This window comes from Stenotrophomonas sp. MH181796 (genome assembly GCF_009659995.1).
In the GTDB taxonomy this organism is placed as follows: domain Bacteria; phylum Pseudomonadota; class Gammaproteobacteria; order Xanthomonadales; family Xanthomonadaceae; genus Stenotrophomonas; species Stenotrophomonas riyadhensis.
Genome location: NZ_RAHU01000002.1, coordinates 563,972 through 578,747 on the forward strand (window position 1 = coordinate 563,972; position 14,776 = coordinate 578,747).

Annotated in this window: 18 protein-coding genes and 3 tRNA genes; 10 read left to right on the forward strand and 11 right to left on the reverse strand. The window is 65.7% G+C overall.

Translation table 11 applies throughout. The features are described 5' to 3' along the window. The first annotated feature begins 6 nt into the window (after positions 1–6). Positions 7–1,083, forward strand: coding sequence for a hypothetical protein (locus D5301_RS06565; RefSeq protein WP_153855175.1), 1,077 nt, complete (start codon positions 7–9; stop codon positions 1,081–1,083). 90 nt (positions 1,084–1,173) lie between these two features. Continuing rightward, positions 1,174–1,374 (forward strand): hypothetical protein, encoded by a 201-nt coding sequence (locus D5301_RS06570; RefSeq protein ID WP_110711815.1) that lies wholly within the window; start codon positions 1,174–1,176, stop codon positions 1,372–1,374. A gap of 32 nt (positions 1,375–1,406) precedes the next feature. On the opposite strand, the gene D5301_RS06575 is transcribed toward D5301_RS06570, so the two are convergent. Continuing rightward, a complete protein-coding gene (locus D5301_RS06575) occupies positions 1,407–2,339 on the reverse strand; it encodes a LysR family transcriptional regulator (RefSeq protein ID WP_324187281.1) in 933 nt (310 codons plus the stop codon). 105 nt (positions 2,340–2,444) lie between these two features. Here D5301_RS06575 and D5301_RS06580 point away from each other — a divergent pair, with 105 nt between their 5' ends. Together D5301_RS06580 and D5301_RS06585 are read left to right on the forward strand one after the other, a co-directional pair. Beyond that, on the forward strand, positions 2,445–3,065 hold the full coding sequence (locus D5301_RS06580) for an NAD(P)H-dependent oxidoreductase (RefSeq protein WP_153855176.1): 621 nt from the start codon (positions 2,445–2,447) through the stop codon (positions 3,063–3,065). 57 nt (positions 3,066–3,122) lie between these two features. Continuing rightward, a complete protein-coding gene (locus tag D5301_RS06585) occupies positions 3,123–3,887 on the forward strand; it encodes a thioesterase family protein (protein WP_153855177.1) in 765 nt (254 codons plus the stop codon). Positions 3,888–3,902: 15 nt separating this feature from the next. Here the strand turns inward: D5301_RS06585 and D5301_RS06590 are convergent, their stop codons facing one another. Next, positions 3,903–4,172, reverse strand: coding sequence for a hypothetical protein (locus D5301_RS06590; RefSeq protein ID WP_110711811.1), 270 nt, complete (start codon positions 4,170–4,172; stop codon positions 3,903–3,905). Between the two features lie 123 nt (positions 4,173–4,295). Then, a complete protein-coding gene (locus tag D5301_RS06595; protein WP_110711810.1) occupies positions 4,296–5,000 on the reverse strand; it encodes a winged helix-turn-helix domain-containing protein in 705 nt (234 codons plus the stop codon). Positions 5,001–5,105: 105 nt separating this feature from the next. On the opposite strand from D5301_RS06595, the gene D5301_RS06600 reads away from it, so the two are divergent. Further along, positions 5,106–5,747 carry a flavin reductase gene (locus D5301_RS06600; protein WP_324187282.1) on the forward strand — a complete coding sequence of 214 codons (642 nt, stop codon included), beginning with the start codon at positions 5,106–5,108 and terminating at the stop codon, positions 5,745–5,747. A gap of 10 nt (positions 5,748–5,757) precedes the next feature. Here D5301_RS06600 and D5301_RS06605 read toward each other — a convergent pair whose 3' ends face one another. After that, the gene (locus D5301_RS06605) at positions 5,758–6,279 is read right to left on the reverse strand and encodes a GNAT family N-acetyltransferase (protein WP_153855178.1); all 522 of its coding nucleotides are present in this window, start codon (positions 6,277–6,279) and stop codon (positions 5,758–5,760) included. 107 nt (positions 6,280–6,386) lie between these two features. Here D5301_RS06605 and D5301_RS06610 point away from each other — a divergent pair, with 107 nt between their 5' ends. Further along, entirely contained in the window at positions 6,387–6,791 is a 405-nt protein-coding gene (locus D5301_RS06610) for an NUDIX domain-containing protein (RefSeq protein WP_153855179.1), read from the forward strand. A gap of 72 nt (positions 6,792–6,863) precedes the next feature. Here the strand turns inward: D5301_RS06610 and D5301_RS06615 are convergent. The 3 genes from D5301_RS06615 to D5301_RS06625 form a co-directional block, all read right to left on the reverse strand. Beyond that, positions 6,864–6,937: transfer RNA gene (locus D5301_RS06615), tRNA-Cys, on the reverse strand. A 66-nt stretch (positions 6,938–7,003) separates the two neighbouring features. Then, positions 7,004–7,079: transfer RNA gene (locus D5301_RS06620), tRNA-Gly, on the reverse strand. A gap of 142 nt (positions 7,080–7,221) precedes the next feature. Then, positions 7,222–7,297: transfer RNA gene (locus tag D5301_RS06625), tRNA-Gly, on the reverse strand. Positions 7,298–7,427: 130 nt separating this feature from the next. Here D5301_RS06625 and D5301_RS06630 point away from each other — a divergent pair. Together D5301_RS06630 and D5301_RS06635 are read left to right on the forward strand one after the other, a co-directional pair. After that, positions 7,428–7,829, forward strand: coding sequence for a hypothetical protein (locus tag D5301_RS06630; protein WP_153855180.1), 402 nt, complete (start codon positions 7,428–7,430; stop codon positions 7,827–7,829). Continuing rightward, the gene (locus tag D5301_RS06635) at positions 7,822–8,271 is read left to right on the forward strand and encodes a hypothetical protein (RefSeq protein ID WP_153855181.1); all 450 of its coding nucleotides are present in this window, start codon (positions 7,822–7,824) and stop codon (positions 8,269–8,271) included. The genes D5301_RS06630 and D5301_RS06635 overlap by 8 nt, the downstream gene beginning before the upstream one ends. Positions 8,272–8,273: 2 nt before the next feature. Here D5301_RS06635 and D5301_RS06640 read toward each other — a convergent pair whose 3' ends face one another. From D5301_RS06640 to D5301_RS06655, 4 genes are read right to left on the reverse strand one after another with little or no spacing between them, the layout of a single operon-like run. Next, complete coding sequence (locus D5301_RS06640) at positions 8,274–9,188, reverse strand: HlyD family efflux transporter periplasmic adaptor subunit (RefSeq protein WP_153855182.1); 915 nt, start codon at positions 9,186–9,188, stop codon at positions 8,274–8,276. After that, entirely contained in the window at positions 9,185–9,913 is a 729-nt protein-coding gene (locus D5301_RS06645) for an ABC transporter ATP-binding protein (protein WP_088025564.1), read from the reverse strand. The genes D5301_RS06640 and D5301_RS06645 overlap by 4 nt, the downstream gene beginning before the upstream one ends. 10 nt (positions 9,914–9,923) lie before the next feature. Next, entirely contained in the window at positions 9,924–11,063 is a 1,140-nt protein-coding gene (locus D5301_RS06650; protein ID WP_153855183.1) for an ABC transporter permease, read from the reverse strand. Continuing rightward, positions 11,060–12,523 carry a TolC family protein gene (locus tag D5301_RS06655; RefSeq protein ID WP_153855184.1) on the reverse strand — a complete coding sequence of 488 codons (1,464 nt, stop codon included), beginning with the start codon at positions 12,521–12,523 and terminating at the stop codon, positions 11,060–11,062. The genes D5301_RS06650 and D5301_RS06655 overlap by 4 nt, the downstream gene beginning before the upstream one ends. Positions 12,524–13,684: 1,161 nt before the next feature. Here D5301_RS06655 and D5301_RS06660 point away from each other — a divergent pair. Both D5301_RS06660 and D5301_RS06665 read left to right on the forward strand, forming a co-directional pair. Beyond that, entirely contained in the window at positions 13,685–14,437 is a 753-nt protein-coding gene (locus tag D5301_RS06660; RefSeq protein WP_033972340.1) for a hypothetical protein, read from the forward strand. A 118-nt stretch (positions 14,438–14,555) separates the two neighbouring features. Further along, on the forward strand, positions 14,556–14,768 hold the full coding sequence (locus D5301_RS06665; RefSeq protein ID WP_009459729.1) for an AlpA family transcriptional regulator: 213 nt from the start codon (positions 14,556–14,558) through the stop codon (positions 14,766–14,768). The last annotated feature ends 8 nt before the right edge of the window (positions 14,769–14,776 follow it).

Consider the following 14,776-nt stretch of genomic DNA (forward strand, 5'->3'; position numbering starts at 1 on the left):
ACCACCATGCGCCCCTTGCTTCGTTGCGCCCTCGCCCTCGGCCTGCTGCTGCTTTCGGCATCGCTGCTGGCTGCGTCACCGCCTGCACCGCGCATGCTCAGCGGTGAACTGCAGGGGGCACCCTGGCGCCTGGACGTGCCGGCTGACTGGAACGGCGACCTGGTGATGCTGGCGCACGGCTACGAGCCGGTGGGCGTGCCGCGCACTACGCCGATGACCGCCAATGACAGCACTGCAACGCTGCTGGCCGCAGGCTACGCCGTCGCGCAGAGCGCCTATGCCAGCCAGGGCTGGGCCGTGGCCGATGCGATCACCGACATGGAGCGTCTGCGCCAGCACGCGCTGGGCGAACTCAAGCGTGTGCGCCACACCTGGCTGCTCGGATTCTCGATGGGCGGTGCGGTGACACTCGCCAGCCTCGAGCGCTACCCGCAGCACTACGCCGGTGGCGTCTCGCTGTGCGGTGCCAACCTCAATGGCGAACAGATCGCCGCGGATCTGCTGACCACGCTGGTCGCCTTCGATTACTTCTTCCCCAACGCGGAAGGCCTGCCGGCCAGTGGACTGGCGTCGCATGAAGCTGCCGCGTTGCCGCAGGGAGCGCTCTATCAAGGCATCGCCGGCGCGCTGCAGCAGAACCCCCAGCATGCCGACGTGCTTGCCAAGCAACTACAGGTCGCTCCGGATGCACTTGCCGGCACGATCAGCCTGCACGCACTGGTCCTGCACGAACTGGCGACACGTAGCGGCGGCATGCCGGTGGGCAACAGGGGCGTGGTCTACCGTGGCTTCGGTGACGACACGGCGTTCAATGCCGGCGTGCAGCGTCTCGACGCCATGCCTGCGGCGCAGGCCGATGTCCGCGCGAAGCTGGCACTGAGCGGCGCGTTGAAGCGACCGCTGGTGATCCAGTTCAACAACAACGACCCCACCATCGTGCCGCATATGCAGGCGGTGTATCCGCAGCTGGCGGCACATGCCGGCGCACGGCCGTTGCCGAAGGTGCTGCCTGCGGCGGGCGAAGGGCATTGCGGTTTCTCTGAAGCCGACGTGGTCGAGGCGTTGAAGGCTGCACGGCGGTGAGCACAACGCGTGTCGCGGTGCGTCAAGGCCGCGATGGAAGGACTGCTATGGTAGCCCCGCCCATTGAAGGGCAGACAAAGGACTGACGTGATGATCAAGACGACCTTGAAGACCGTGATGCTCCTTGGCATGGCCGTGACTGGCCTGGCCTTCGCCGCAGATTCCTGCGACTTCTGCACGCTGAAATACGAGCAGTGCCTGCGCGCGACACATGGACCGTTGGGCAAGACCTCCGAACAATGCGACGCCGAGTACCGCCTGTGCCGTGAAATGGATTGCCCGTCTCCCTGACCGGCATCCGGCCGGCTCCTGCGGGAGCCGGCTCAGCGCCCACCGGTGCGTCCGGCTTCCACCTCCAGCAGGCGTGCCGGCAACTGCTGCAGCAATGCGTCCACCGCTACCCGCGTCTTCAACGGCAGGTGCGGCACCCGCGGCCACACCGCATGGATCGGATAGATCGCACTGGAGGCGGCCGGAAAAACTTCCAGCAACCGCCCCTGCTGCAGGGCATCGCGCACCAGCCAGTACGGCAGCCAGGCCACGCCCAGCCCTGCCACGGCCGCATCAGCCACGCCCTGTAGATCGTCCATCTGCACGCGTGCATCCGGCTTCAACACCTGCGGCTCGCCCTCCACCCGCATCTTCCATTCCATCACCTGGCCGCGCCGGCTGTAAGCCACCGCCTCCAGCCCACGCAGTGCGTCGACGGTGTACGGCAGCTCGCGCCCGGCCATGAACGCCGGCGAGGCGCAGATCGCCATGCGGTGTTCGCCCAGCGGTCGCGCCACCAGATCGCTGCTGTCCGGCAATGCGCCAATGCGGATCGCAAGGTCGATGCCCTCCTCGCGCAGGTCCACGGCGCGATCGCTGAACTGCAGATCCAGCGCCAGCGCCGGATGCTGCCGCGCCAGCTCAAGCAGGATCGGTGCGATGCACAGGTGGCCGAACAGTACCGGCAGGGACACGCGCAGACGACCGGCAACCTGGGTGCGCCCGCCCTCGAGCGCGGCCTCGCCTGCACGGATTTCCTCCAGCGCGCGCAGGCAATGCTGGTAGTAGAGCGCCCCCGCCTCGGTCAGTTGCTGGCTGCGGGTGGTGCGCTGGAACAACTGCGTGCCCAGCCGTGCTTCCAGCCGCGCAATGCTCTTGGCCACTGCCGAACGGGTGACCTGCAGCGCATCAGCGGCCTGCGCGAAGTTGCCAGCCTGCACCGTGGCCACGAACACGTCGATACCGTTGAGATCGGACAGGGCCACGATGTATCCATTCCGGAACCAATGGATGGACAAAATAGAGCCACTGGCGAAATTTTTAAAGTCTAGAGTGGACGCCCTCCCTTCCACGCAGATCGACTTCCCGCCATGAGCAAGGTGCTTGTCCTCCACTCCAGCCTCCACGGCGCCGCCTCACGCAGCGCCGGCCTGATCGAGCACTTCCTGGCCGAGCGCGCCGCGCTGGGCCTCGACGACGACGTCATCGTGCGCGACCTGACCACGCTCGACCTGCCGGTGCTGGATGAGGAGATCTTCCACGCCCTGCGCGGTGCAGAGAACCCGGGGCCGCGCGCACGACAGGCCATCGCGCTGTCCGATGCGCTGATCGGCGAGCTGATGGACAGCGACCTGCTGCTGATCGCCGCGCCGATGTACAACCTCAACGTGCCGACGCCGCTGAAGAACTGGTTCGACCTGGTGGCGCGCGCGCGCGTGACCTTCCGCTACACCGACACCTGGCCGCAGGGCCTGGTCCAGGGCGTGGAAGCGGTGGTGTTCAGCCCGCGCGGCGGCGTGCATGTCGGCCAGGGCACCGACACGGTGACGCCCTACCTGCAATCGGTGCTGGGCCTGATCGGCATCACCGAGGTTGATTTCGTCTACGCCGAAGGCATGGACATCCGTCCACATGGCATCGAGCAGGGCATGGCCCGCGCGCAGGCACAATTGACCGCATTGGCGCAGCGCATGCCATTGCCGACCGCTTAGGATGCAGAGGCCGGCAACCGTCCTGCCGCCTCTTTTCCCGCTGAAGCAACGCATCCGATGGCCTTCTTCGAACGACTGAGCGACACCCGCTACCTGCCGACCGAACATACCGGCGGCGCCTGGAACATCCGCGAGCAGCACATCGCACCGGCGATCGGGCTTCTGGCGCACCACCTGGAACGCGACGCCGCTGCGCGTGGCCACGGCTTCCTGATCGCGCGCCTGTCCTACGACATCCTCGGCACCATCCCGATCGAAGCGATGGACGCCGAGGTAGAGGTGCTGCGCGGCGGTCGCACCATCGAACTGGTGGAGGCCACACTTCGGCACAGTGACCGTCCAGCGCTGCGTGTGCGCGCCTGGTTGATGCGCCCGAACGACACCAGGGCCATCGCCGGCACGCCGATCACCGGCATTGCGCCGCCGGAATCGATGCCGGCATGGGACCCGGGTACGGTCTGGCCCGGTGGTTTCATCCAGAGCATCGAGATCCGTCGCCACGACCAGGGCCCCGGCCGCGCAACCTACTGGGCGCGCGCAACGCAGTCGCTGCTGGACGGTGAGGCGGTCAGCCCCTTGGCCCGTGCCGCCACGCTGTTCGACCTGTCCAACGGCATGGCAGTACGCGCCGATCCGAAGGAGGTCGCCTTCCCGAACCTGGACCTCACCGCTCACCTGTTCGGCATGCCCGAAGGCGAGTGGCTGGGGTTCGACACGTCGGTGTCGTTCGGCCGCCAGGGCCTCGGCCTGACCAGCACAGTGCTGCATGATGCGCGCGGCCCGATCGGAACACTCGGCCAGGCGCTGACGGTGCGCCCGTAAACGCAACGGGCGGCGTCAGCCGCCCAGCGTGCCCATGGTGAAGGTGTAGCCGGAACTCATCAGGAATTCGCGCATGCGCATTTCCGCGCGACGCGGTGAGGCCAGGTTGGCCGGTGCATACAGCGCGTAGACCACGCCGGCGCCTTCGATGGCCTCGCGCCGCACGCCACAGTGGCGGGTCTCCGAGGCGACCACCCAACCATCCTTCAACCGGTCCGGCCCGATCGATTGGCCGTTCATCAGCCGGAACGTCAACCAGCGTACTTCCGCAGCGGATTTGCTCATCGGTGGCATTCCGGCTGCGTACTGCGGTCCATCATGTCCTTGCTCGCCATTGCAGCTCCCTAAGACTTGGAACCTGACCATAGCGCCTCCGCATGTCGCGGGTGAATGAGACTGGCCGGGCGCTCAGGTCGCCAGGCCGAACCGCTTCCACAACGCTTCGCGCCCTGGCGGGGTCAGCCGCAGTTCGCGGCGGCCTTCTACGCGCCGCAGCCAATCGTTGTTCACGAAGCTGTCCAGCATCGCCTCGCCGACCAGCCCGGCCAGATGCGGGCGCCGCTCGGTGCAGTCCAGGCATCCCCGGCAATAGCGCGCGGGCCTGGCCGTCACCGGCTGCTGCAGCACCTCGGCCAGTGGCTGGCCGAGCTCCCGCAGGAACGCCGCGCCCTCCACGCTCACCTGCCAATAGCCGTCGCGCGGCAAGACGTATCCGGACTGCAGCAGGTGATCGGTGATGGCCACCGCATGCACGCCGGCCAGGTGGCGGTAGCACGAGCGGGCCTCGCGCAGCGCCGGCAGGTTGCGTGACGCCGCAGCGGTGCATGACGGCGTGCGCTCGGCCACACGCAGGATACCCTCCAGCATGTCCGCGACCTCGGTCGAGGCCAGTCGATGGTAGCGGTGACGGCCCTGTGGAACGACCACCAGCAGATCACCCTCGATCAAGCGCCGCAGGTGCGTGCTCGCCGTCTGCGGCGTCACCCCGGCCACCCGCGCCAGCTCCATCGCGGTATACGCACGGCCGTCCATCAGCTGCAGCAACATCGTGGCACGTGCCTGGTCGCCGACCAGGGCACCGACACTGACAAGGGAACCGGAGGTGTGGACCATGCCGGCATTGTGGCATGCAGGCGCCGGCCGACAGTTCGATGCAGACCGAAGCGTTGCCGGCCCGCCTCGGCGCACAGTCACCGCCCCGCTCTTCCGAGAACCCCAGTGACGAACCCTTCGATCCAGCGTCGGCGCATCACCCCTTCGGTCCTGTATCCGGGCACGCCGGTGCTGCTGATGACCACGCTCAATCCCGACGGCAGCAGCAACATCAGCCCGCTCTCTTCGTTCTGGGCGCTGGGCAACCGGGTGGTGCTGGGGCTCGGCACGCAGGGCCAGGGCTATCGCAACCTGCAGCTGCGCAACGAGTGCGTGCTGAACTTTCCCTCCTCTGCGCAGGCGCCCCAGGTCGAGGCCATCGCGCCTGCGACCGGCCGCGATCCGGTTCCCGATGCCAAGCAGGCGATGGGCTACGTGCATGTGCGCGACAAGTTCGCGCTGGGCGGCTTTACCGCCGTACCGTCAGCACAGGTGGCACCCGCTACGATTGCCGAATGCCCACTGCAGGTGGAAGTCACGGTGATGGCGATGCACGCACCCAGTGATGACGATGGCCAGCACTTCGTGATCGTCGAAGGCCGCATCCGCTGCGTGCATGCGCATGAGGCGATCACCCATGCAGGCAGCCAGCACATCAATGTCGCTCGCTGGAAACCGTTGATCTATCTGTTCCGCCACTACCTGGGCGTGGGTGAACCGGTCGGGCGCAACTTCCGCGCGCAGACGCCGGCACATGACCCGGCATAGAGGCGGTGATTCAAGGTGCCGGCGAGGGTGGGTGGCTGCTCACTGAAATCCAGTACGACACCATGTCCACATAGCGGCCTTCGCGCTTCACCGCGCGCGGCTCGACGCCGGATTCGGTGAATCCCAACGATTCGTACAGTCCACGCGCGGCAGCGTTGTCTGCCAGCACCGTGAGCGTGAGCGACTCGATGCCATCCGCGCGTGCCGCCGCGAATGCCGCAAGGAACAGTTGACGGGCGATGCCGTGTCCACGATGGGCTGCGCCAACATGGACGCTGTGGACCTCCGCCGTATGCCGCCGCGCCAACCGCACCGGGCGCACATAGCGCAGGAAGCCCGCCAGCATGCCGTCAACGAACGTGCCGAAGTAGCGGGTACCAGGATCGGCAAGCTGGGCGCGCATCACGTCCGCCGCGTCATCCTGCGCCTCGGCCAGCGTGGACAGGAACGCCGCGGGCGACTCGCGAAGGGCCTGCAACCGTGCTTGCCAGAGAATATCGGCGTCGTCAGCGCTGAGTTGCCGGAGAAGCATGCGACACACCTGTGAGGTTGCTGATGCACAGGTGCCCAGCCTAGCGCGGGTTCGCCTGATGCGGCGTGCATGCAAGAATGAAAATCGTCCCTTCTTCATTCACCGCCATGACTGAACTGCAGATTCCCCGCGTTGGATGCGGCGCCGTCGTCCGTGATGCCGACGGCCGCATCCTGCTGATCCAGCGCGGACGCGATCCGGAGCGCGGGCATTGGGGCCTGCCCGGCGGCAAAGTCGACTGGATGGAAACGGTAGAGGCTGCCGTGGTCCGCGAAGTCCGCGAGGAGACCGCCTTGGAAGTGCAGCTGCTGCGCCTGCTATGCGTGGCCGATCATTTCGAGCCGGCGCTTGCGCAGCACTGGGTTGCGCCGATCTACGAGGCACGGGCAACTACCTGCACCGAGGCCTCCATCCAGGAGCCGGGTGTGCAGACCGGGCTAGGCTGGTTTGCCGAGGATTCACTGCCCCAGCCGCTGACGCAGGCCACGGTGCAGGCGCTGGCCCGGCTGTAGCGAGTATCGATCCGGGCACGTGCCGGTATCCAGACAAACAAAAAGCCCTGACCGGAGTCAGGGCTTTTCAATTGGAGGCCTCAAGCGGAATCGAACCGCTGTAAACGGATTTGCAATCCGGTGCATAGCCACTCTGCCATGAGGCCAACGTACTGCGCGCCAGGAACAGGGCCCTGACAAGACAAAACCCCATGATGGGGCCTGTCGGAACATGGAGCGGGAAACGAGACTCGAACTCGCGACCTCAACCTTGGCAAGGTTGCGCTCTACCAACTGAGCTATTCCCGCGTAAGCCGCCATGGTACCGGAAATCCGGAACACACACCAGCGATTTCACCTTTCTGACTGCGCGTAAAGCCTTGTGGCCCAACGTGCCCCGCCTTGCCGTGGCGGGAGAAAAACAAGGCCCCTACCGGGGCCCTGTAGAATCTGGAGCGGGAAACGAGACTCGAACTCGCGACCTCAACCTTGGCAAGGTTGCGCTCTACCAACTGAGCTATTCCCGCAGATTCCGTTCGACCTGCGTCGAAGGAGCGCTATTGTGTCCAAATTCCTTCACGCCGTCAACAGTCTTCACATCATGCGGTCACGGGCGTCCGCACTGGGGTACGCTGCCCCGCCCGGTCCCGTTCGCCCATGCTCCTTCGCGGCACGCCCCTGTTGATCGCCCTGCTGCTGCATCTGCTGGTGGCGCTGCTGTACTGGGCACTGATTCCGCGGGGAATGAACGCGTATCGCGACTATTTCGGCTTCACCTCCCATCGCGACATCGGCCTGGGCATCGCCCAGTTCCATCTGTTCTGGATGTTCATTGGCGCCCAGCCGTTGATCGCGGTACTGCGGCCACTGTTCGCCAAGTTGCTGGTGCTGGCGATCCCGTTGGCGTTCGCGACCTGGACGCTGATGCACAACCATCCGCTGCGCCTGGTGTACTTCACCGTGGGGCCCGGCCTGCTGGCGCTGGCTGCAATCGTGGCAAGCCTGCGCTATCGGTCGCTCCACTGCGCGCTCACCACGACGGACTCCACTCATGCCTAAGCGCTACGTTCGCCTGTTCTGGCTGCTGGTCGCACTGACCTGGCTGGCGCTGATCGCCGCACTGGTCAATGCCGGCTTCACCCCGGACTACTGGCTGCTGCACCACCTGGAAGGCGCCGAGCTGCCCTACCCGACCAGCAGCGTCATCGTGTTCGCGCTGCTGGGAGCCGTCGAGCTGGTGGTGGCCGCACTGATCGTGCAGCCCTGGAAACTGAAGCGCCTGTGGCTGCGCCTGCTGATCGCGTTCGCGTTGCTGGTGGTGTGGTCGGTACCGTGGATGCTGTCGGCGATGCACCAGCCGCCGGTGCACGGCACGCATCTGCTGTGGTTGCTGTTGCTGGACGTGGGGCTGCTGCTGGCGCTGTGCGTGGTGTCTGCAGTGAGTGCATGGGGAGCCTTCAAGCGTCGAGGGGCCCCAGTGGCGGCCCCGCCACAACACTAGGCCTACTTCCGGAACTCCACCCGCACATGCTGGCCGAAGCGCGCCTTAGCCTCGCCATCGAACTCCAGCACGCACTCCACCACCTTGGCCACGCCCCGCCCGGCATCTTCAGGCAGGCGTGCCTGCGCGAACACGGGGCTGATGCGCACCACGCGTGCGGACGGCAGCGTGCCGGTGTTCTCGGCACCGTCGCTGTCCGGCACGACGGTGGCCTTCATGCCCACCTGCACGGCATCGGCATAGGCAGCGCTCAGTTCTGCACGCACCTGCAGCGGACGCGCCGGCAGCAGCGAGATCGCCGGCTTGCCAGCCTGCACGAAGGCGCCGAGGCCCGGCACCTGTCCGACCACGGTGCCGGCTTCCGGCGCGCTCAGCGACATCTGCTGCAGTTTCAGTCTGGCGTGCTCCAGCTTGTGCTGGGCCATGTCGACCTGCGCACCGGCCACATCGACATCGGCGCGCACACCTACCAGCTGCTGCTTGGCCGCATCGGCCTGCTGGTTGGACGACACGCCTTCGCTGGCGCCGGTGGACAGGCGGGTGGCGTTGCGCTCCAGTTCGCGCAGCTGCGCCTGGCTGCCCTTCAGGCGGTCATTGGCCAGGGCGAGATCGGCGGTGGCCATCGCCACCTCCTGCTGCAGCAGGGCTCCATCCAGCGACAGCAGCAACTGTCCCTTCTTCACCGTGGCGCCCTCCTTCACCGGCGCGGCGGTGATCGAACCATCCACCGGCGGCGCCAGCGCGATCAGGCCACCCTCGACGTCGATGATGCCGCGCGCCACCGCGACCTTGTCGGCGGTAGCTGTGCTGGCTTTACCTGCAGGTGCTTGGGCAGGCGCGTCCTTGGAACAGGCGCCGAGCAGCAATGCCGCGGACAGGGCCAGGCTGAGGGGGAGCAGGTGCGACGTCTTGGTCATGGGGCGGACTCTACAGTTTCGTTCTGGCGGCGGTCATCACGGACCATGCCGTCTTCCATGGCGATCACCCGATCGGCATGCCGGATCAAGCGTGGATCGTGGCTCACGCACAGCACGGTGGCGCCATGCGCACGTGCGTAGCGGTGCAGGATGTCGATCACGCGCTGGCCATTCTCGGCGTCCAGCGCGCTGGTGGGTTCGTCGGCGAAGATCAGCGTCGGCGACTTGGCGAAGGCGCGGGCAACGGCCACACGCTGCTTCTCGCCGCCGGACAGCTGCGCCGGGCGCATGTGGCTGCGGTGGCTGAGTCCGACCTCTTCAAGTGCCTTGCGGGCCAGCGGTTCGCTTTCGCGATTGCTCATGCCGCGGTAGCCCAGCGGCAGCTGCACCTGTTCCAGCGCGGTCAGCGCCGGGAACAGATTGAAACCCTGGAACACGAAGCCGACATGGTGCAGGCGGAAGCGCTCCACTTCACTGCGGGTCATGTGGCCCACGTCCTGGCCCAGCGCGTGCACGCGACCGCCATCGGGCGATGACAAGCCGGACAGCAGCGACAGCAGCGTGCTCTTGCCGCAGCCGGAGGGGCCCGACACCAGCGTCAGTTCACCGGGATAGATGTCCAGCGACAGGCCGCGCAGCACCGGCACCTGCACATCGCCGGACATGAAGCCCTTTTCCAGTGCATCGGCCTGCAGGGTCGGGGCGACGGCGCGTATGGAAGTCATCGGCCGGTCCTCAACGCAGCAGCAACGATGGATCGGAGCGGACGACACTGCGTACCGCCATGATGCTCGACAGCATGGCCATCACCGCGACCAGTGCCACGCAGCCGATGATGACCATCGGCGTCAGCTGCACCGGCACGCGCTGGGTCTGTGCGATCAACAGCACGACGGTGCTGAACGCCGCCGCCAGCAACATGCCCACGCCACCGATCAGCAATGCCTGCTCGAACACCACCCGCGCCAGCGCATAGCGTCCGGCACCGAGTGCGTTGAGCGTGGCGTACTCGCGTACCGAACCAGCCACCACCGAAGCGAACGACTGGTTGGTGATCACCGCGCCGACGAAGCAGACGATGACGGCCATGAACAGCACCGCGATGCCGGCGCCGGTATCGAACAGCCAGTATTGCTGCGAGCGGCTGGCGAACTCCGGTGCGGTCCAGAACTCGACCGGCGTGGCCTGCCCCATCGACGCGGCCAGGCGGTCGCGCACGCGGTCGGCCAGGTCTGGCGCGCGCAGGCCCGCCACGAAATAGGTACTGCCCTCGTGCGGGTCGGTGCCAGCAATGGCGCGCGCGGTATCCAGCGACGCCAGCACGTTGACGCCACCGAGGCCACGCAGGCCGGGTTGTGCGGCGACCACACGCACCGCCTTGCCGTTGATCCACGCACGGTTGTTCTGCAGGTCCACGCCCAGCGTATCCAGATCGGCGCTGTCGACGATCACCGCACCCGGCTCACGCAGCTGTGCGCGCAGGTCGGCAGGGAGGATGCGCGCGAACATCATCGCGTCATCCTGGGTGGAGATGCCGGACAGGTACACCGACACGTTGCCGGTGCCCTGCGCGCCGGACCGCCATTCGCCATCGACCCACTCGTAGGGCTCGACGCGGGTGACATCCGGGTCCATGCGCAGGTGGCTTTCGACATCCGCGCTGATCGCATGGCCGTAGTTGACACTCTGGGTGCCGGGGAAACCGGCCCAGATATCAGCCGACGATGCCTTCACGTAGATCGCGGCGGTACCGAAGATGCCCAGCACCAGCGCCGCCTGCACGATCAGCAGCACGCCGGCGAAACACATCGCCAGCACCACCGGCAGGAACCGGCGCCACTCATAGGCCAGGGTCTTGCGAGCCAGTGCGATCATTGCGCCTCGCCCTCAGCCTCGACCGGCAGCGGCGCGCCGCCCAGGGCGCGGTACAGCGAGGCGAACGCGAGCACGCGCGCGCCCTGCGCACCGATCAGATCGGCCTGCGAGGCCAGTGCGGCGCGCTGCGTATCGAGACCGTCGAATTCGCTGGACAGGCCCAACTGCACCTGCCGCGCCTGGCGCTTGACCTGCTGGCCGGCGGCATCATCGGCCGCGCGCAGCGACTGGATGCTGCTGTCCTGGCGCGCCAAACTGCCCAGTGCACCTTCCACTTCGCTCACACCTTCCAGCACCGCCTTGCGGTAGCCGAGCAGCGCGGCATCCAGCTGCTTTTCATCGGCATGGAAACGCGCGCGGCGCTGGCCCCAGTCCCACAGCGGAATATCGATGTACGGGCCGATCGACGGACTGGAGTCGGAGTTGGAGCGGGCGTTCTGGGTGAGGTTGTAGGCGTACAGGATCGAGCCGCCGAGACTGACCCGCGGATACATCGCGGCACGTGCGGAGCCCTTGCTCGCCGCGGCCTGCATCACGTCCGATTCGGCCAGCAGGATCTGCGGGCGGTGGCGCAGCAGATCGGCCGGCACCTGCTGCAGCGAGAACGCGCCCAGCTTCGGCGGCGTGCGATAGGTGCGCCAGGCCGGGTCCGGGCCATCACGGCCCAGCAACAGGGCCAGCGCGCGGGCAGCGTTGTCTGCATTCTCGCGGGCCTGCGCCGTCGCCGCGCGGGTCGCTGCCTGGCGTGCACCCAGACGATCAAGTTCGCCGGGCTCATCCAGGCGCAGACGCTGGCGGATCAGCGCCAGTTGTTCGCCGCGATCATCCACCGCCTGCTGACGGGCCAGCAGGTCCTGCTGGGCCTGCGCCACGGTCAGGTCCAGATAGCTGCGCACCACGTCGGCAATCACCGCCACCTGTGCGGCATTGCGCAGCGCCTCGGCATTGCCGGCCGAAGCCTGCGCGCTCAGCTGCGCGCTCTCGGCGGCGCCGAACAGGCCCAGGTCCCAGATCGCTTCGATGCCGGCATGGAAGTAGGTATCGACGGCGGCGGCGTCCTGCACCTGCTTGGCGCTGGCCGAGATTTCCGGCAGGAAACGCGAGTCGGAAGTGCCGGCAACGATCCGAACGGCCTGCAGGCGCAGCGTAGCCTGCTGCAGGTCCAGATTGCCAGCGATGGCCTGGTCGACCAGGCCATCCAGTGCCGGGTCGGACAGCACTTTCCACCACTGTCTGGCATCCACTGCCACGCCCTGGCCCTGCGGCACCTGGGTCCAGGTGCTGGGCGTGCGGTCAGGCAGGTCCGGAACAGGCACCGACATGCAACCGGCCAGGGCCAGGCTTGCCAACAACGCACCAGGGCGCAGCACTGCATGCAGGGAGAGTCCGTGCCCGGCCTTGGGCACTGCCACTGAAGTGATACGCCTGACCACCAGCCCGCCAACGTGTAGAAGGAGCATGAAGGCTACCGTGCGATTGTGGAGCGAACATGGAGAAATCGTCCGAAAAAGGTCACAGCACGCGTGCGGTTCAGGCAACGCTGGCGTTGGCCTTTCGCCAGCCTTTCACCGCATGCGACGCACGGAACGCTGATGCAACATCCAGGCCATTGCGTCTTGTTGCCGTCTTCGCCGAGCCCCGCGCCTGCGGTCGTCCCCACGACCGATACGACCCGCCATTCCGATTGCGACACTGACGTCGGATTCGTCACGCCGGGCCACTGATATCACGCCCGCCATGAAGATGCCGTGGCGCGACTGTAGCGGCCCTGCCGGCCAACTTCATGACAAACGAAAAACGCCCCCTTGCGGGAGCGTTCTTCTTGAATCTGGAGCGGGAAACGAGACGTGTACTAGGACAGTAAGTCGTTGTTTCCCAAACACTTTCTTCGTTGGGCTGGCCAGCGAAGACCTCAATTGTAGCCTTGTTTTTCGTCCTCGGCAACAAATTCGTCCAAAGAGTTCCACAGACGTCCAAAGAGCTGCACTCAGTACACCAGACCCACGATCGGTACATCGTCGTAGGCGACTGCCTCGAACTCATCATCCACGCCCGGTTGTCTGCCCCGCATCCATCATCGCGAAGACGATCAGGCAGATGGTTCTGGTGATGGCACAGGTCGGATTCCACCTGGGAACGCCTGCACCACAACTCACAGGCGACCTTCTGCTCAAGCTCCTTTGAAAGAACGCGCACGCTGGCCACCGCGTTTCCGCACACGATTCTTTGTCGATATATCAGGATGACGGGGCAAGCATGACAGATGCGGGTTTGCTGCGTCCGGCTGGACATTCGACGACGATTGCGGCCCCCTCACGCCTCCTGAGACCGCTGGCATATCAGGTCATACCTAGACGGTTTTGCAGAAACCGTAACTTCTCACGACCCTGATAGCGTGAGCGTCACTGTCGAGCCTACGTCCCGATGCTCGACCTTCTAATCGATGAATTTTTGCACATCGAGCACACGACGACTACCAGTTGCGCGAACTGGTGAGAAGTATTCAAACCACATGACGAAGCGGCCTTAGGTGCCCACTTCCTGCACAGACGACAGGCCGACCATGAGGTCGGTGACAAAGGAGTCGGTCATGTAGTTCTTCTCCTGGAAGGAGACGGAGCATGCACGAGAACAAGAATGATGCACCAACATCAAAGGTGTTCTATCGCCCGATCGAAGCGTCCATCCGCTGGGCCGGGCTGCTGCGATACGAGCAGGTGATCCTGGCTTCGATTTCGTCGCCAAGGCGCCTGCCGCAGTCGTTGGACTGCCCACGTTGTGCCGAGCTGAGGCTTTGCACCGAACGTATCTTCGACGGCATCCTCAATGGAGAACTGCCCTTCGGGCAGAACGGCATCACGACGCGCGATTCCACGCTGATCGACTCCCCTGATCTGACGGTGCGTCACGTCGATCTGAAGCGCTGGATGCGACAACACTATCCCGAGCAACGACCGGGCTTCCTCTTCTCCCGAAGCGAGCGCATCGCCCATCCCTTCATCTCGCTGGAAACTGGGCAGGCGATGCTAGTCGAGCGCCTGGCCCTGAAGTCCACCTTGGACCAGTACAAACGCCAACTGCATGAGTTGCAGGAAAAGCACGGGGCGCTTCTCAAGCAGATGGCGCCCTCTGCTGGCGCACAGTGCCTGATCAGTGATCGCGCCGAAGCCACCTACCTGAACATTATCGGCAGCATGCTGGACCTGATGCTCGGCCAGTCGCCTTCGGGCGTGCCGTACTCCAGCTTCAAGACTCAGGAGGCGGTGGTTAGTGCATTGGTCGCCCATCACAGCGGCGCAATGGGGATCGCGGAGCGGACGCTAAACGGCAAGTTCGCCACGGCCAGACGCCGGCTGCGTAGCGCGACAGTCTGAGGTTTTCCATCTTGTATGTGCAATCGCGGAGATTGCATTTGCAATGTCTTTTCCCATCCATGTCTATTGAATGGAGGTCACGCCAACAAACGCCACTGAGCGTTCAGGAGTGACCGCCATGTCGCAAACACCTGCACTGCCCGCAAGCGAGCGCCGCATCCTGCGGCTTGATGAAGTCGAAACCAAGTCGGGTTTCAAACGCGCCCACATCTACAACCTGATGCGCAAAGGCCTGTTCCCGAAGGCGCTGCGCCTGGGCGTGCGCGCGGTCGGCTGGGACTCCATCGAGATCGATCAGTGGATCGCCGAGCGCGTCAACAACCGGGCCTGACCCGTTCT